The following is an 18,277-nucleotide window of genomic DNA, read 5'->3' as shown; positions in this document are numbered from 1 at the left end:
TCAGGAGAAACGCATTGCAGCGAACCGACATTGCCAACCCGGCCTATTTCCACAAGGTCGTCGATTGCCAGTACGCCTGTCCGGCGCACACGCCCGTCCCTGAATACATCCGCATGATTGCGCAGCGCCGCTACGGCGATGCGTACATGATCAACTGGGCCTCCAACGTCTTCCCGGGCATCCTCGGGCGAACGTGCGACCGTCCCTGCGAGCCGGCCTGCCGGCGCGGACGGGTGGAGGAAAGCAACGCCAGCGCGCCCGAGCCGGTGGCGATCTGCAGGCTCAAGCGCGTGGCGGCCGACATGAAGGAAGACGTGCGCGAGCGCATGCCCAAGCCCGAGGCGAAGAACGGCAAGCGCGTCGCCTGCATCGGCGCGGGGCCGGCCTCGCTCACCGTCGCGCGCGACCTTGCGCCGCTCGGCTACGAGGTGACGGTGTTCGACGGCGAGGCCAAGGCCGGCGGTTTCATCCGCACGCAGATCCCGCGCTTCCGGCTGCCCGAATCGGTGATCGACGAAGAGACCGGCTATGTGCTCGACCTGGGCGTCGAGTTCCGCGGCGGCGAGCGCATCGACTCGATGAAGGCGCTGATGGCCGAGGGGTGGGATGCGATCTTCGTCGGCTGCGGCGCACCGCGCGGACGCGACCTCGACGTGCCCGGGCGCAGGGAAGCGGCGGCCAGCATCCACATCGGCATCGACTGGCTCAACTCCGTGTCCTTCGGCCACATCACGAGCATCGGCCGGCGCGTGATCGTGCTGGGCGGCGGCAACACTGCCATGGACTGCTGCCGTTCGGCGCGTCGCCTGGGCGGTACCGACGTGAAGGTCATCGTGCGCAGCGGCTTCGAGGAGATGAAGGCCTCGCCCTGGGAGAAGGAAGACGCGCAGCACGAGGGCATTCCGATCGTCAACTTCCACGTGCCCAAGGCCTTCGTGCATGACCAGGGCCAGCTCAAGGGCATGACCTTCGAGGTGGTCCGCGCCGAATACGACGACAAGGGCCACCGCTCGCTGGTGCCCACCGGCGAGCCGGACGCTTTCTTCGAATGCGACGAGGTGCTGGTTGCGGTGGGCCAGGAAAACGCCTTCCCATGGATCGAGCGCGACAGCGGCATTGCCTTCGACAAGTGGGGGCTGCCCACGCTCGACAAGAACACCTTTCAGTCGACCGTGCCCAACGTGTTCTTCGGCGGCGATGCAGCTTTCGGGCCGAAGAACATCATCACGGCCGTGGCCCATGGCCATGAGGCGGCCGTGTCGATCGACAAGCTGCTGCGCGCCGAACCCGTGTACGAGCGCCCCGCGCCGATGACGAACCTGGTGTCGCAGAAGATGGGCATCCACGAGTGGAGCTACGACAACGACACCTCCAACGACCTGCGCTACAAGGTGCCGTGGGCCAAGGCCGAGACGGCGCTCGCGAGCATCCGTGTGGAGGTGGAGCTGGGCTTCGATGCGGCCACCGCTTTCAAGGAGGCCGAGCGCTGCCTGAACTGCGATGTGCAGACCGTGTTCACCGAGGCGGCCTGCATCGAATGCGATGCCTGCGTGGACATCTGTCCGATGGACTGCATCAACTTCGTCGAGAACGCCGACGAAGCCGAGCTGCGGCCCCACCTCAAGGCGCCGGCGTTGAACCTGACGCAGGACCTGTACGTGTCCGGCGGCCTGAAGACGGGCCGCGTGATGGTGAAGGACGAAGACGTCTGCCTGCACTGCGGCCTGTGCGCCGAGCGCTGCCCGACCGGCGCGTGGGACATGCAAAAGTTCCTGTTGAAGATGACGCCGGCGGGGCAGGGGCAAGGCCAGGAGGTGGCGGCATGAGCACCCGCTCTTGCTCCCTCTCCCCTTGGGGAGAGGGTTGGGGTGAGGGCATGGGCCTTCGCGCGCGCGCCGCCTCTGCCATCGCCGCAGGCCCTCACCCCCGCCCTCTCCCCGAGGGGAGAGGGAGCAACATGCGCACGGAGGTGACTCCATGAGCGGTATGAACATCCCGCAGATCGAAGGCATCAACGATTTCGTCATCAAGTTCGCCAACGTCAACGGCTCGGGTTCGGCCTCGGCCAACGAGCTGTTCGCCAAGGCGATCCTCCGCATGGGCGTGCCGGTGAGTCCGCGCAACATCTTCCCGAGCAACATCCAGGGCCTGCCGACCTGGTACGAGGTGCGCGTGACCGAAGCCGGCCACCTCGGGCGGCGCGGCGGCACCGACATGATGGTGGCGATGAACCCGCAGACCTGGGACGCCGACCTGGCCGAGCTGGCGCCCGGCGGCTACCTCTTCTACGACAGCACGCGGCCGCTGCCGCCCTCGAAGTTCCGCGACGACATCCGCGTGATCGGCATGCCGCTCACCGAGATCTGCAACGCGGTCTATCAGGACCCGCGCCAGCGGCAGTTGTTCAAGAACATCGTGTACGTCGGCGCGCTCGCCATCCTGCTGGGCATCGAGCCCGAGGTGGTCGAGAAGCTCTTCGGCGAGCAATACAAGGGCAAGGAAAAGCTGCTGGCCTCCAACGTGCAGGCGCTGCACCTGGGCTGCGACTTCGCACGCGAGCATCTGCGCGAACCGCTGGGCATCCAGGTGCGGCGCGCCGATCGCGTGGGCAACCGCATCTTCGTGGACGGCAACAGCGCCGCGGCGCTGGGCTGCGTGTACGGCGGCGCGACGGTCGCGGCCTGGTATCCGATCACGCCCTCGTCCTCGGTAGCCGAGGCCTTCCAGAAGTACTGCACCAAGTTCCGCGTGGACCCGGCCACCGGCCAGCATCGCTTCGCCATCGTGCAGGCCGAAGACGAGCTCGCCTCGATCGGCATGGTGGTCGGTGCCGGATGGAACGGCGCGCGCGCCTTCACGCCGACCTCGGGGCCGGGCATTTCGCTGATGACCGAGTTCATCGGCCTTGCGTACTTCGCGGAGATTCCGGTCACGCTCATCAACGTGCAGCGCGGCGGCCCCTCGACGGGCATGCCGACGCGCACGCAGCAGGCCGACATCCTCTCCTGCGCCTACGCCTCGCATGGCGACACCAAGCATGTGCTGCTGTTCCCCGAAGACCCGCACGAGTGCTTCGAGCACGCCGCCGCTGCGCTCGACCTGGCCGACCGGCTGCAGACGCCGGTGTTCCTCATGACAGACCTGGACATCGGCATGAACCAGCGCCTGTGCGAGCCCTTCGAATGGGACGACGCCAAGGCCTACGACCGCGGCAAGGTCATGACCGCCGAAGAGCTGGAGGCGGGCCGCGACTTCGGGCGCTACAAGGACGTGGACGGCGACGGCGTTCCCTGGCGCACGCTGCCGGGCACGCACCCGACCAAGGGCAGCTACTTCACCCGCGGCACCACGCGCGATGCCTATGCGCGGTATTCGGAGCGCGGGCCGGACTACATCTACAACGTCGAGCGGCTCCTGAAGAAGTTCGCGACCGCGGCCACGCTGGTGCCGCAGCCGGTGTTGCGGCCTGCTGCAGAGAAGACCGACCTCGGCGTGATCTATTTCGGATCGACCAGCCCCTCGATGCACGAGGCGCTCGAGGCGCTGGAAGAAGAGGGCATCCATCTCGATGCGATGCGGCTGCGCGCGTTTCCGTTTCCCGAGAGCGTGTCGCAGTTTCTGGCCGCGCACCGGCAGGTGTTCGTGGTCGAGCAGAACCGCGATGCGCAGATGCGCAGCCTGCTGGTCAACGAGCTGGAGTTCGACCCCGCCCGGCTGGTGCGCGTGCTGCATTTCGACGGCACGCCGATCACCGCGCGCTTCATCGGCCAAGCCATCGCCGCGCATGTGCGAAAGACGCAGCCGGCCTCCGCCGCCGGCATGAAGGAGTCCGCATGACCTACCTCGCCAAGCCACGGCTGCACCACCCGACGCTGGCCACCAACAAGGTCGGCTACAAGCGGCGCGACTACGAAGGCAAGATCTCCACGTTGTGCGCAGGCTGCGGCCACGACTCGATTTCCGCCGCGATCATCGAAGCCTGCTGGGAGCTGGACATCGAGCCGCACCGCGTCGCCAAGCTCTCGGGCATCGGCTGCAGCTCGAAGACGCCCGACTATTTTCTCGGGGCCTCGCACGGCTTCAACACCGTGCACGGCCGCATGCCCAGCGTGCTGACCGGCGCCAACCTGGCCAACCGCGACCTGCTGTACCTGGGCGTTTCGGGCGACGGCGATTCGGCCTCCATCGGCCTCGGCCAGTTCGCGCACGCGATGCGGCGCGGCGTGCGCATGGCCTACATCGTGGAGAACAACGGCGTCTACGGCCTCACCAAGGGCCAGTTCTCGGCCACGGCCGACCAGGGCTCCAAGAGCAAGAAGGGCGTGGTCAACACCGACAGCCCGGTGGACCTGGTGGCACTCGCGCTGCAACTGGGCGCGAGTTACGTGGGGCGCGGCTTCTCGGGCAACAAGGCGCAGCTGGTGCCGCTCATCAAGGGCGCGATCAGCCACGGCGGCTCGGCCTTCATCGACGTGATCAGCCCGTGCGTCGCCTTCAACAACCACCCGGGCAGCACCAAGAGCTACGACTATGTGCGCGAGCACAACGAGGCGGTGAGCCGCATCGACTTCATCAGCGGGCGCGAGGAAATCACCGCCGACATCGGCCCGGGCGAGGTGATGGATGTGCGGCAGCACGACGGCACGCTGCTGCGCCTGCGCAGCCTGCACCCCGACTACAACCCCGGCGACCGCTACGCCGCGATGGCCTACATGCAGCGCCATCACGAGATGGGGGAGGTGGTGACCGGGCTGCTCTACGTCGACCCGCTCGCCACCGACCTGCACACGGCGCTCAACACCTGCGAGCGCCCGCTCAACACGCTGGAAGCCGACGCGCTGTGCCCCGGCGCGACCGCGCTGGAAAAGCTGAACGCCTCCTTGCGCTGAAGAGGCGCGGGCGGCACCGACTTCCTCAACTTCTGGAGGGCGCACCATGGCCGAGCGCACCGTTTTCCAATCCGTCACGCGCAAGCACGTCATCAGCCTGGGACCGCAGGCCAGCGTGCGCGACGCCGCCTGCGTGATGACGCGCGCCAACTGCGGCAGCGTGCTCGTGATGGAGCTGCCCGACACGCTGCTGGGCATCCTCACCGAGCGCGACCTCATGACCCGCGTGCTCGCCAAGGGGCTCGACCCCGACCGCACGCCGGTGCGCGAGGTGATGACGCCCAACCCGATCTGCGTGCCGCCGGAGACGCTGGTGTCCGATGCGGTCGTGCTGATGCTGGAGCGCGGGTTTCGCCACCTGCCGCTGGTGGCGGGGGCGAAGATCCTGGGCGTGTTCTCGGTGCGCGATGCGCTGCCGCGGGAAATCGGCACGGCGCTCAGCCAGACGGAATTCAACGAGCAGGTGAACGACGCGCTGGGGTGAGGGTGAGGGGTGAGGGGTGAGAAGGGGCAGCCGGCGGCTGCCTTGCGCGTGTTTGGCTCGTTTGATATGATGCGCGTCATGTCAAACGCAAAAATCAACGCCAGGACAGCCGCCAAGGAGGCTTCGCACGAACGCATCGTGGCCGTGGCCGCCAAGGCCATTCGCCGCAGCGGCTACGACGGCACCGGCGTCGCCGACATCATGAAAGAGGCGGGCCTGACGCACGGCGCGTTCTACGCCCACTTCCCGTCGCGCGAAGCCATGCTGGCGGAGGCCGCCGTTCGTGCGTGCGCGGAGGCGGCCGTCGCGGCAACAGACGCCGCAGCCAGCGTGCCCACCGGCAAGGCCCTCGAACGCATGCTTCGCGCCTATCTCTCGAAAGAGCACCTGGAGCATCCGGACATCGGCTGCCCCCTGGCCGCGCTGGGCTCGGAAACCCCGCGGCAGGCGCCCGAAGTGCGCAGCGCGACGACCCGGCACATCAAGGCGATGGTCGACCTGGTCGCCCGCCAGTTGCCCGATTGGGGACAGCCCTCCGCCCACGAGCAGGCGCTCGTGGCGATCGCCACCATGGTCGGCGCCTTGACGCTGGCCCGCGCGGTCAACGAGCCCGCGCTGTCCGAGCGCCTGCTCGAGACCGCCCTCCAGCGCCTGCTTCCCGCCGACGCCTGATTTCACCCCCGACGAATGCCGCCCACTCGTTCGTTCTTGAATATGATGATCATCATGCCAAATTCGATTTTTGCTCCCGCCAACCCCAAGGAAAAAACACCATGAAGGCCTTTGTTCTCGACCGATACGGCAAGAAAGGCACGCTGCGATCGGCGGACATGCCGATGCCCAGCCTGCGCGACGACGAGGTCCTGGTCGAGGTCCACGCCGCGGGCGTGAACCTGCTGGACGCCAAGATCAGGGACGGCGAGTTCAAGCTCATCCTGCCGTACCGCCTGCCGCTCGTGCTGGGTCACGACGTGGCCGGCGTCGTGGTCAAGACCGGGCCGCAGGTGCGGCAGTTCAAGGTGGGCGACGAGGTCTATGCGCGGACCGACGATTTCCGCATCGGCACCTTCGCGGAGTTCGTGCCGGTGAAGGAAGCCTCGCTCGCGCTCAAGCCCGCGAACCTCACGATGGAGGAGGCCGCCTCCATCCCGCTGGTCGGCCTCACCGCATGGCAGGCGCTGGTGGAGAAGGCAGGGCTCAAGAAGGGGCAGCAGGTCTTCATCCAGGCCGGTTCCGGCGGCGTGGGAACCTTTGCGATCCAGCTCGCGAAGCACCTGGGCGCCACCGTCGCCACCACGACGGGCACGTCCAACGTCGAGTTCGTCAAGCGCCTGGGCGCGGACGTCGTCGTCGATTACCGCAAGCAGGATTTCGAAGACATCCTCCGCGGCTGCGACGTCGTGCTGAACAGCCAGGACGGCAAGACGCTCGAGAAATCCCTGCGCGTGCTCCAGCGCGGCGGAAAGCTCATCTCCATCTCCGGGCCGCCCGATCCCGAATTCGGCAAGTCGATCGCGGCACCGGGTTTCGTACGGCTGGTCATGCGGCTGCTGAGCGCCGGCATCCGGCGCCGTGCGCGCGCCCGCGGCGTGGGCTATTCGTTCCTCTTCATGCGGGCGGACGGCGGCCAGCTGCGCGAGATCACCCGGCTCATCGAGGCCGGCGCCATCCGGCCGGTGATCGATCGCGTCTTTCCGTTCGCTTCGACCAACGAAGCGCTCGCCTATGTCGAAGCCGGCCGTGCCAAGGGCAAGGTCGTCATCAAGCTCAAGTGAACCTGTTTTTCAACCCGCAACCCCCTGGAGATATCCCATGAAGATCGAAAACGCAGTCGTCCTCGTCACCGGTGCCAACCGCGGCATCGGCCTCGCATTCACGCGCGAATTGCTCGCCCGCGGCGCCCGCAAGGTCTACGCCGGTGCACGCGACCCCGCCACCATCACGCAAGCCGGCGCCGAGCCGCTGCGGCTCGACGTCAACAAGCCAGATGAGGTGGCTGCCGCCGCGGCACTCGCCTCCGACGTGACGCTGGTCATCAACAACGCCGGCATCGCGCAGGCCGGAGGTTTTCTCGCGCCGGACAGCGAAGAGGTTGCGCGACGCATCTTCGAGACCAACTTCTTCGCCGTGCTGCGCATGAGCAAGGCCTTTGCGCCGGCGCTCGCGGCCAATGGCGGCGGCGGGTTGCTCAATGTGCTGTCGGTCGCCTCGTGGGTGAACGGCGGCGATCTGGCCGCGTATTCGGCGAGCAAGTCCGCGGCCTGGTCGCTCACCAACGCGCTGCGCAGCGAACTCGCGCCGCAGAAGACCCAGGTGCTGGGGCTGCACATGGCTTACGTCGACACCGACATGACCAGCAGCTTCGACGTGCCCAAGACCAGCCCCGAGGACATCGTCCGGCGTGCGCTCGACGGGCTCGAAGCCGGCCAGGACGAAGTGCTGGCCGACGAGATCACGCAGCAGGTCAAGCGCGGATTGGTGGCGTCATGAAGCAGGAGCTACCGGTGACCTGGACGAACGTGTCGACGCGCACGATCACTGCAGGTGGCGTGCGGTTCGCCTACCGCGAGCTGGGCACGCAGAACCCAGGTCCGCCGGTGGTGTTCCTCATCCACCTGGCCGCCGTGCTGGACAACTGGGACCCGCGCGTCGTCGACGGCTTCGCAGCACGGCACCGCGTGATTGCTTTCGACAACCGGGGCGTGGGCGCATCGAGCGGCGCCCCGGCGGCGTCGATAGAAGACATGGCCCGCGACGCGATCACTTTCATCCAGGCCCTGGGGCTCGGGCCGGTCGACCTCTTCGGGTTCTCGATGGGCGGGATGGTGGCCCAGGACATCGTGCGCATGGCGCCGCAACTCGTGCGCCGGATGATCCTCACGGGAACGGGGCCCGCGGGCGGCGAAGGCATCGCCAAGGTGGCCCGGGTGACGTATTTCGACATGCTCAGGGGCTTGCTCACCGGACAGGACCCCAAGCAGTTCCTGTTCTTCACCCGCACGCCCGAGGGCATCCGCGCGGGCAAGGCGTTTCTCCAGCGCCTGGCGGAGCGTTCGGACAACCGCGACAAGGCCATCACGGTGGCGGCGCTGCAGGCGCAATTGAAAGCCCTGCGCCGGTGGGGTAATGGAAAACCCGCGGATTTATCGAAAGTCCAGCAGCCGGTGCTGGTTGCCAATGGCGACAGCGATCGAATGGTCCCAAGCAGCAATACGCATGAATTGGCAAGGCGCCTGCCAAACAGCGAACTTGTGATTTATCCGGACTCGGGGCATGGGGCGGTATTCCAGTTTCACGCCGACTTCGTGCAGCGGGCGCTCGCGTTTCTTTCCCATTAATTGAGTTGGGTGGTGTGCATTCATTGATATTTATTTGCCGCCGAATAAATACGATTTTCACATCGAGGGTAATTGGCGGACGCCTGAGATGAGCGCTCCTCCTCTGAGGGATCATGTTTTTGATATCAGTCGATATACGAATACTGATTAGAAATAATAATTACATTGAAGTCGATCAATGAGTGTGGTAAGAGTTTTATTCAGTTAGTAACTTAATATTACTATTCGCGTTTCTGGGTCGATTGAAAATTCAAATCAATTCGACAAGATGACTCCAAAATGCGACATGCCCCATTGCGCAGACCCATTCATTTATTAAGATTAATTTCAAAACGTAATTTCAAAAAAATGCCCAGGGAGCGGAATGGCGACTGCCATTCAATAGTTTTTCAATGGATGGATGGATCCCATGAATAGAACTTACCGCTCGCTCTGGAACGAGTCCCTTGGTGCCTGGGTTGCGGCATCGGAGGTTTCCCACGCCCGCGGAAAACGCGGCGGCAGTCACGTGGCGCTGTCCGCGGCAGGGGGCCTGCTCGCAGCGCGTCCGGCGCGGCGGCTGCGAGCGGGACTCGCGACTGCGCTGGTCGCCCTCAGCGCCGTCGGGTGGACGTCTTTCGCCGAGGCACAGGCGGTGGATTGCAGCGGAGCGCCCTACAACGCGTACAACGGCACCGCCTCGTGCATGGGCCTGAACTCCAGGGCATCGGGCATCGGCGCCACCGCGCTGGGTTCGCTCGCCGCCAGCGATGTGCTCGGCGGCCTCGCGGTCGGCTACAACGCCCACAGCGCCGCGCAGAACGCCATCTCCCTGGGCTTCCAGGCGTATACCGCCGGCGTCAACTCCATCTACCTGGGCGCGCGCACGGGTCCCACGACAGGCGCGTTGGCCGGGGGCGCCATCGGTATCGGCACGGACGTGACCGCGAGCGGCGGCAACGCCATTGCCGCGGGCAGTTTTTCTCTCTCCAGTGGCGACAACGCCGTTGCCGTCGGCGCAGGCGCAGCGGCGACCGGATTGCGCAGCCTCGCGCTCGGATACCAAGCCGCTGCGTCCGCCCTGGACACCGTGGCGCAGGGCAATAACGCCGCCGCGAGCGCGCAGAACGCCATTGCCGTCGGCTTCCAGTCGGTCGCGAGCAAGTTGAATTCGGTCTACATCGGCTCCCGCACCGCGGCGGGAACCGGAGCCACGGGCGTCGGCGCGATTGCCATCGGCACGGACGTGACCGCGTCGAACGGCAACGCCACCGCCGTCGGCTTCCAGAGCAAGGCGACCGGGGCGAGCTCGGTGGCTGTCGGCCCGAACGCCGCGGCATCGGCCACCTCGGCCATGGCGCTGGGAACCGGTACGGTTGCGGGCAACATCAATACGGTCGCGCTGGGCGCCTCCGCCACGGCCACCGGGGCCGGGGACAGCGCCTTGGGCACCTTTGCCAAGGCGTCGGGAGGAAACTCCACGGCGCTCGGCGTCAGCTCGAGCGCCAGCGGTGGCCGGGCGTTTGCCGGCGGTTGGGGCGTCAGCGCAAGCGGCGCCGATGCCGCAGCCATCGGCACCCGGGCCAACGCTGCAGGAACCAGCTCGGCCGCGTTCGGCAACCTGTCCAACGCGTCGGCGGATTTCTCGCTGGCCATGGGCAACCAGGCGGTGTCGTCCGGCATCGGCTCGGTCGCGGCGGGGTCGGGCGCCAGCGCCGCAGCCGACGGCGCGGTCGCGGTGGGCAACAACGCCGCGGCGACGCTCACGCGATCCACCGCGCTGGGCTTCGGCACGGCGGCAGGCGGCCAGAACGCGACCGCCGTGGGCGCGCTCGCCAGTGCCTCCGCCGCCCAGGCGGTCGCGATCGGCAACAGCGCCAAGGCTTCGGCGCTCAACGCGATCGCGATGGGCACCAACGCGGTCGCCAATTCCGCCGATGCCGTCTCCATCGGCAACGGTTCCACCGCCACCGGTGGCAAGGCGGTGGCCATCGGCTCGGGCAACGTCGCGAACGGCAACGGCGCGGTGGCCATCGGCGATCCGAACACCGCCACCGGCGATGGCGCGGTCGCGAGCGGCAAGGACAACACCGCCACCGGCAACGGCGCGGTGGCAATGGGCAATACCAACAAGGTCGGCGGCGGTGGACAGGACGTGAGCGTCCCCGGCACGGCGGCGCAGGGCGCGGTCGGCATCGGCTTCCAGAACACGGTGGTGGGCCAGGGCAGCGTGGCGATCGGCAGCACGAGCAAGGCGCTGGCCGCGGGGGCGGTGGCGTTCGGCGATACGGCAGTGGCCAACAACGCGAGGGATGTCGCACTGGGCTCCGGTTCGGTCACGGCCGCGGCGGTCGGCACGCCGAGCGCGACGATCAACGGCAAGGCCTACAACTTCCAGGGCGTTGCGCCGACGAGCACGGTGAGCGTGGGCGCGGGAGGGGCGGAGCGCACGATCACCAACGTGGCGGCCGGCCGGATTTCCGGGACGTCGACGGATGCGATCAACGGCTCGCAGTTGTTCGCGACCAACTCGGCCATCGAGGACGTGGCAACGACGGCGGGCAAGGGTTGGAACCTGAGCGCCAACGGCGAAGCCACGCCGCAGAACATTGCCCCGGGCGGGACGGCGGACTTTGCCAACGGCAGCAACACGACGGTCACGCGCACGGGCAACCAGATCCGGGTCGATGTGTCTGCAGATCCGATCTTCAACTCCGTGACGACCGGCAACACGAAGATCGACAACAACGGTCTGACCATCGTGGGCGGTCCGAGCGTGACGACCACCGGCATCAACGCCGGCGGTACGCAGATCACGAATGTGGCACCTGGCGTTGCGGGCACCGATGGCGTGAATGTCGACCAGCTGAACACCACGGTGGCCGGCAGCAAGACCAAGTACTACAGCGTCAACTCCGCGGGGGGCGGCAACGAAACCAACAACGGGGCCACTGGCACCGATGCCATCGCTTCGGGCAAGGACGCCACGGCTGCGGGTAACTCCAGCGTGGCCATGGGCCTGGGTGCCACGGCGGGCACGGCCAACAGCGTGGCACTGGGCTCGGGTTCGGTCACGGCAACGCCGGTGGGAACCGCGAGCACGACGATCAACGGCACGGTCTACAACTTCCAGGGCGCTACACCGGTGGGCACGGTGAGTGTTGGCGCAGGAGGTGCGGAACGCACGATCACCAATGTGGCGGCTGGCCGGATTTCCGGGACGTCGACGGATGCGATCAATGGCTCGCAGTTGTTCGCGACCAACTCGGCCATCGACGATGTGGCAACGACAGCGGGCAAGGGGTGGAACCTGAGCGCCAACGGCGAGGCGACGCCGCAGAACATTGCTCCGGGTGGGACGGCTGACTTCGCCAACGGCAGCAACACGACCGTCACGCGCACGGGCAATCAGATCCGGGTCGACGTGTCTGCCGATCCGATCTTCAACTCGGTCACCACAGGCAACACGAAGATCGACAACGCCGGGCTCACCATCGTTGGCGGCCCGAGCGTGACTGTGAACGGCATCGACGCAGGCAGCAAGGTGATCACCAACGTGGCACCCGGCGTTGCAGGCACCGACGGCGTGAACATCGACCAGTTGAACACCACGGTGGCTGGCAGCAAGACCAAGTACTACAGCGTCAACTCCACAGGCGGTGGCAACGAAGCCAACGACGGCGCGACCGGCACCGATGCCATCGCATCGGGCAAGGGTGCCACGGCCGCGGGCGCATCCAGCGTCGCCATGGGCTTGGGTGCGACAGCGGGCACGGCCAACAGCGTTGCGCTGGGCGCGGGTTCAGTCACAGCAACGCCGGTGGGAACTGCCAGCACGACGATCAACGGCACAACGTACAACTTCCAGGGCATTGCGCCTGTGGGCACGGTCAGCGTGGGCGCAGGAGGCGCCGAGCGCACGATCACCAACGTCGCGGCCGGCCGGATCTCCGGCACCTCGACCGACGCCATCAACGGTTCGCAGTTGTTCGCCACCAACCAGTCGATCGCCGACGTCGCGACGACAGCGGGCAAAGGCTGGAACCTGAGCGCCAATGGCGAAGCGACACCGCAGAACATCGCCCCGGGCGGGACTGCGGACTTCGCTGACGGCAGCAACACGACCGTCACACGCACGGGCAACCAGATCAAGGTCGATGTCGTCGCCGATCCGATCTTCAACTCCGTGACCACAGGCAACACGAAGATCGACAACGGCGGCCTGACGATCGTCGGTGGCCCGAGCGTGACCGTGACCGGCATCGACGCAGGAAGCAAGGTGATCACCAACGTGGCACCCGGCGTGGCAGGCACCGACGGCGTGAATATCGACCAACTGAACACGACAGTGGCCGGCAGCAAGACCAAGTACTACAGCGTCAACTCGACCGGCGGCGGCAACGAAGCCAACGACGGTGCGACCGGGGCCGATGCGATCGCATCGGGCAAGGGGGCTACGGCTGCAGGTGCTTCCAGTGTTGCCATGGGTCTGGGTGCGACAGCGGGCACGGCCAACAGCGTTGCGCTGGGCGCGGGTTCGGTCACGGCAACGCCGGTGGGAACCGCCAGTACAACGATCAACGGCACGGTCTACAACTTCCAGGGCGCTACACCGGTGGGCACGGTGAGTGTTGGCGCAGGAGGCGCCGAGCGCACGATCACCAACGTGGCCGCCGGTCGGATTGCCGGCAACTCAACTGACGCCATCAACGGCTCGCAACTGTTCGCCACCAACGCGGCCATCACCGATGTGGCAACGACGGCGGGCAAGGGGTGGAACCTGAGCGCCAACGGCGAGGCGACGCCGCAGAACATCGCCCCGGGCGGGACTGCGGACTTCGCTGACGGCAGCAACACGACGGTCACGCGCACGGGCAACCAGATCCGGGTCGACGTGGTGGCCGATCCAACCTTCAACTCGATGACCACGGGCAACACCAAGATCGATAACAGCGGCCTGACCATCGTGGGTGGGCCGAGCGTGACGACCACCGGCATCAACGCCGGCGGTACGCAGATCACCAACGTGGCGCCCGGCGTGGCAGGCACCGACGGCGTGAACATCGACCAGTTGAACACCACGGTGGCCGGCAGCAAGACCAAGTACTACAGCGTCAACTCGACCGGCGGCGGCAACGAAGCCAACGACGGCGCGACCGGCGCCGACGCCATCGCTTCCGGCAAGAACGCTACGGCCGCGGGCGCATCCAGCGTCGCGATGGGCCTGGGTGCTACAGCGGGAACGGCCAACAGCGTGGCACTGGGTTCGGGTTCGGTCACGGCAACGCCGGTGGGAACCGCGAGCACGACGATCAACGGCACGGTCTACAACTTCCAGGGCGTGGCGCCGGTGGGTACGGTCAGCGTCGGCTCGGTGGGCGGCGAACGCACGATCACGAACGTCGCTGCCGGCCGGATCTCCGGCAGTTCGACCGACGCGATCAACGGCTCGCAGCTGTACGCCACCAACCAGGCGATCGCCGACGTCGCGACGACGGCAGGCAAAGGCTGGAACCTGAGCGCCAATGGCGAAGCGACGCCGCAGAACATCGCCCCGGGCGGGACTGCGGACTTCGCTGACGGCAGCAATACGACCGTCACGCGCACGGGCAACCAGATCAAGGTCGATGTGGTAGCCGATCCGGTCTTCAACTCCGTGACCACGGGCAACACCAAGATCGACAACGGTGGCCTGACCATCGTGGGCGGTCCGAGCGTGACCGTGACCGGCATCGATGCGGGCAGCAAGGTGATCACCAACGTGGCACCCGGCGTGGCAGGCACCGACGGCGTGAATATCGACCAGCTGAACACGACAGTGGCCGGCAGCAAGACCAAGTACTACAGCGTCAATTCGACAGGTGGTGGCAACGAAGCCAACGACGGTGCGACCGGTGCCGATGCCATCGCATCGGGCAAGAACGCGACCGCGGCCGGTGCTTCGGCGGTGGCCATCGGCCTGGGCGCGACGGCCGGCACGGCCAACAGCGTGGCGCTGGGTGCGGGCTCGTCCACAGCCACGGCAGTCGGAACCGCCAGCACGACGATCAACGGCGTGACCTACAACTTCCAGGGCGTCGCCCCGGTGGGTACGGTCAGCGTCGGTTCGGGGGGCGCGGAGCGCACGATCACGAACGTCGCGGCGGGCCGGATCGCCGGCAACTCGACCGACGCGATCAACGGCTCGCAGCTCTTCGCCACCAACCAGTCGATCGAGGACCTGAGCACCACGGTCACCACCAACAAGACCAAGTACTACAGCGTCAACTCCACGGGCGGCGGCAACGAGGACAACCTCGGCGCCACGGGCACCGACGCCATCGCATCCGGCAAGAACGCGACCGCCGCAGGTAACTCCAGCGTCGCGATGGGCCTGGGTGCGACAGCCGGCACCGCCAACAGTGTGGCGCTCGGTGCAGGTTCAGTCACGGCGACCGCGGTGGGCACATCGAGCACGACGATCAACGGCACGACCTACAACTTCCAGGGCGTCTCGCCGATCGGCACGGTCAGCGTCGGCACGGTGGGTGGCGAACGCACGCTCACCAATGTGGCGGCCGGCCGGATCTCCGGCAGCTCGACCGACGCGATCAACGGCTCGCAGCTCTTCGCCACCAACCAGTCGATCGAGAACCTGAGCACCACGGTCACGGCCAACAAGATCAGGTACTACAGCGTCAACTCGACCGGCGGCGGCAACGAGGACAACCTCGGTGCCACGGGGACCGACGCCATCGCATCGGGCAAGGACGCCAGCGCGACCGTCAACGGCGCCGTGGCCATCGGCTCTGGCGCGGTGTCCGACCGGGCGATTGCAAGCAGCAGCGGCAACATCCCCGCTGGCAGCGCGCTGATCCCGTTCAACACCGCCGACCGCACGCTGCTGGGCGCGGTGTCGGTGGGCAGCGCCACCACCTACCGCCAGATCACCAACGTGGCGGACGGCACGCAGGCGCAGGATGCGGTCACGGTGCGGCAGCTCAGCGGTGCATTGCAGTCCTTCGTCGTCACGCCGATCAAGTACTTCCATGCCAACTCCAGCGCGGCGGATTCGCTCGCGGTCGGCGCGGAGTCGGTGGCGGTCGGGCCGCAGACGGTGGTCAACGGCAACAACGGCGTGGGCATCGGCAACGGGGCCGTGGTGCAGCAGAGCGCACCGGGCGGCATTGCGGTCGGGCAGGGCGCAACGTCGCACCTGGCCGATTCGATCGCGATGGGCACGGGCGCTTCGGCGGCCGGCGTCCAGGGCGTGGCGATGGGCGCGGGCAGCAGCGTGACGCAGGCGGGGGGCGTGGCATTGGGCGCGGGCTCGGTGGCCTCGACGGCCGCGGGCGTGGCGGGCTACGTGCCGCCGACGGCGACCGACGCGCAACGCATCGCCATCGGCGCGACCACCAGCACGCTGGCGGCCGTTTCGGTGGGCAATGCGGCGAGCGGCCAGTTCCGCCAGATCACCGGCGTGGCCGCGGGCACGGCCGACAGCGACGCAGTCAACGTCTCGCAGCTGCGGGGCGTGCAGGGCACGGTGGCGGCGATCGACCAGTCGACGGTCAAGTACGACAGCAACCCCGATGGCTCTGTCAACTACAACAGCGTGAGCATGGGCGGCAGCAATGCCACCGGCCCGGTCACGGTGCACAACGTGGCGCCGGGCGTGGCGGGCACCGACGCGGTCAACGTCAACCAGTTGAACGCGCTCGGCGGCGGCCTGAACAACCGCATCAACGCGGTCAACGACCGCATCGACGGCGTCGAGAAGAACGCCTATGCCGGCGTGGCCGCGGCCATGGCGCTGCAGATGCCGGGCAGCTACGTGCCGGGCAAGACGGTGATGCGCATCGGCGCGGGTTCGTTCAAGGGCGAGAACGCGGTGGGCATCAGCTTCCGGCGCACCGCCGAGAACAACGCCTGGAGCATCACAGGCGGCGTGGCGACCAGCCGTGCCGGGGTGGGCGCGACCGTCGGCGCGGAATGGGTCTTCAACTGATCGCCATCGAGAAGAACTGGACGACATCACCATGAACAACAAGCTTTCTCAAGCCAGGACCTCCGTCGCGATGCGCACCGTGCCACTCGCCGCGCTCTGCCTTGCCGCACTGCTGGCCGGCGGCTGCGCGACGAGCTACACCATCACGCCCGAAATGCAGGCCCGCGCCGCTTCGGAGAACCCGGCGCCGCCGAAAGACGAGGACTTTCCCGCACCCGGTTCGGCTACATGGCAGCAGGGCGCCTTCCCGAACCTGGAAGCCCTGCGCACCATGCGCACCGGCATGGGCAAGGACCAGGTGCGCGAACTGCTGGGCTTTCCGCACTTCAGCGAAGGGCTGGCCGGGGTGCGCGAGTGGAACTACATCTTTCACTTCCGCACCGGCGCTGGGCCTGAATACATCACCTGCCAGTACATGGTGCGCTTCAATGCGGACGTGCTGGTCAACGGCACGTACTGGAAGGGACCGGGCTGCGCCGACCTGCTCAAGCCGCCGCCCGCGGCAGCGCGGCCCGTCGCGGTCATCCAGCCTGCGCCGGCGCCCGCAAGAACGACGACGCTCGGTGCCGATGGGCTCTTCCGCTTCGATGGACGCTCGTTGGCCGATCTGTTGCCTGACGGCCGGCGCAGGCTCGATGCGCTGGCGAGCGACATCAAGGCCAGCCCAAGGCCGGTGGAAGCGGTCCGGGTGACCGGTCATACCGACCGGCTCGGCAGCGAAACCTATAACCAGGCGCTCTCGCTGGCGCGCGCAACGACCGTGCGCGACTACCTCGTGCAGGCCGGCGTGCCGGCGCAGAGCGTGCAGGTGCAGGGCAGGGGCGAATCGGAGCCGAAGGTGCAATGCGCGCAGGCCAGCCGCGCGGCACTGATCGATTGCCTGGCGCCGAACCGGCGCGTCGATATCGAAGTCTCGACCGGGCGTTGATTGCCTTCGCGACGGGCCGCGTTCTTTGAGAAGGGCCGGTCCGTCGCCTTCTTCTTTTCCTGCTAGCCGCCGTCCTTGTTCACCAGCGCCACGACTTCCGCGAGCTTGGCCACCTGATCCTTGTGCAGGGCCGCCAGCGTCTCCAGTTTCTTGCGCCCCGCGGGCAGCAGGTGCACCTCGACCTGTCGCCGGTCGGTGCTGCTGGGCTTGCGCTTGACCAAGCCTGCTTCCTCGCAGCGCGACACGAGCGCGACCACGCCGTGCGGCTGGGCCTGCAGGCGCTCGGCGATCTCGCTGACCGTGGCCCATTCGCGGCCCGCAAATCCCTGCGTGTGAAGCATCAGCTGGTACTGCAGCACCGTGATGCCTTCCTCCCGCGCGGCGTCTTCGCTGAAGCGCAGGAAGCTGCGAAGTCTGAATCTGAAATCGGAGAGCGCCTCGAAGTGCTGCTTTCCGATGCTTTTGCGCTGGCTGGCCATTGCATTTCCAAGTGATGTGCGAACGGAAGGCAATGTAGCAGCGAGGGCCCATGTTTCAGAGGGTTATTACTCACGATGTGACGTAATAAACCTCATAACATGACGTACCTGTCCGCAGCCTGACTGGCGAACCGGCGATACCGCGCCGGCCTTCGCCTGCCATGTGCATTCCCTTGGGGCCGTGCCGCTCTTC

The 18,277-nt window shown here is 67.0% G+C and carries 11 protein-coding genes; 10 read left to right on the top strand and 1 reads right to left on the bottom strand.

Features of this window, described 5'->3' with window-relative positions; genetic code table 11:
- The first annotated feature begins 14 nt into the window (after positions 1–14).
- The 10 genes from QFZ83_RS16330 (at position 15) to QFZ83_RS16285 (ending at position 17,605) form a co-directional block, all read left to right on the top strand.
- Positions 15–1,826, top strand: coding sequence for an FAD-dependent oxidoreductase (locus QFZ83_RS16330; RefSeq protein ID WP_307508092.1), 1,812 nt, complete (start codon positions 15–17; stop codon positions 1,824–1,826).
- A gap of 160 nt (positions 1,827–1,986) precedes the next feature.
- Positions 1,987–3,837 carry a 2-oxoacid:acceptor oxidoreductase subunit alpha gene (locus tag QFZ83_RS16325; RefSeq protein WP_307512730.1) on the top strand — a complete coding sequence of 617 codons (1,851 nt, stop codon included), beginning with the start codon at positions 1,987–1,989 and terminating at the stop codon, positions 3,835–3,837.
- Complete coding sequence (locus tag QFZ83_RS16320) at positions 3,834–4,889, top strand: 2-oxoacid:ferredoxin oxidoreductase subunit beta (protein WP_013540891.1); 1,056 nt, start codon at positions 3,834–3,836, stop codon at positions 4,887–4,889. The genes QFZ83_RS16325 and QFZ83_RS16320 overlap by 4 nt, the downstream gene beginning before the upstream one ends.
- Before the next feature lie 46 nt (positions 4,890–4,935).
- A complete protein-coding gene (locus QFZ83_RS16315) occupies positions 4,936–5,373 on the top strand; it encodes a CBS domain-containing protein (protein ID WP_307508090.1) in 438 nt (145 codons plus the stop codon).
- A 66-nt stretch (positions 5,374–5,439) separates the two neighbouring features.
- Positions 5,440–6,045, top strand: a complete 606-nt coding sequence (locus QFZ83_RS16310; RefSeq protein ID WP_373457505.1) for a TetR/AcrR family transcriptional regulator — start codon at positions 5,440–5,442, stop codon at positions 6,043–6,045.
- A 101-nt stretch (positions 6,046–6,146) separates the two neighbouring features.
- Positions 6,147–7,148 carry an NADP-dependent oxidoreductase gene (locus QFZ83_RS16305; RefSeq protein WP_307508087.1) on the top strand — a complete coding sequence of 334 codons (1,002 nt, stop codon included), beginning with the start codon at positions 6,147–6,149 and terminating at the stop codon, positions 7,146–7,148.
- A gap of 37 nt (positions 7,149–7,185) precedes the next feature.
- A complete protein-coding gene (locus QFZ83_RS16300; protein WP_307508085.1) occupies positions 7,186–7,863 on the top strand; it encodes an SDR family oxidoreductase in 678 nt (225 codons plus the stop codon).
- The gene (locus QFZ83_RS16295; protein ID WP_307508083.1) at positions 7,860–8,711 is read left to right on the top strand and encodes an alpha/beta fold hydrolase; all 852 of its coding nucleotides are present in this window, start codon (positions 7,860–7,862) and stop codon (positions 8,709–8,711) included. The genes QFZ83_RS16300 and QFZ83_RS16295 overlap by 4 nt, the downstream gene beginning before the upstream one ends.
- 409 nt (positions 8,712–9,120) lie before the next feature.
- The gene (locus QFZ83_RS16290) at positions 9,121–16,677 is read left to right on the top strand and encodes an ESPR-type extended signal peptide-containing protein (RefSeq protein WP_307508081.1); all 7,557 of its coding nucleotides are present in this window, start codon (positions 9,121–9,123) and stop codon (positions 16,675–16,677) included.
- A 31-nt stretch (positions 16,678–16,708) separates the two neighbouring features.
- A complete protein-coding gene (locus QFZ83_RS16285; RefSeq protein WP_307508079.1) occupies positions 16,709–17,605 on the top strand; it encodes an OmpA family protein in 897 nt (298 codons plus the stop codon).
- Positions 17,606–17,667: 62 nt separating this feature from the next.
- Here QFZ83_RS16285 and QFZ83_RS16280 read toward each other — a convergent pair whose 3' ends face one another.
- A complete protein-coding gene (locus QFZ83_RS16280) occupies positions 17,668–18,084 on the bottom strand; it encodes a MarR family winged helix-turn-helix transcriptional regulator (RefSeq protein ID WP_307508077.1) in 417 nt (138 codons plus the stop codon).
- Positions 18,085–18,277 lie beyond the last annotated feature (193 nt).

This window comes from Variovorax sp. W1I1 (assembly GCF_030815625.1).
Classification (GTDB): Bacteria; Pseudomonadota; Gammaproteobacteria; order Burkholderiales; family Burkholderiaceae_C; genus Variovorax; species Variovorax paradoxus_C.
This window is presented reverse-complemented; position numbering and strand designations above follow the sequence as displayed.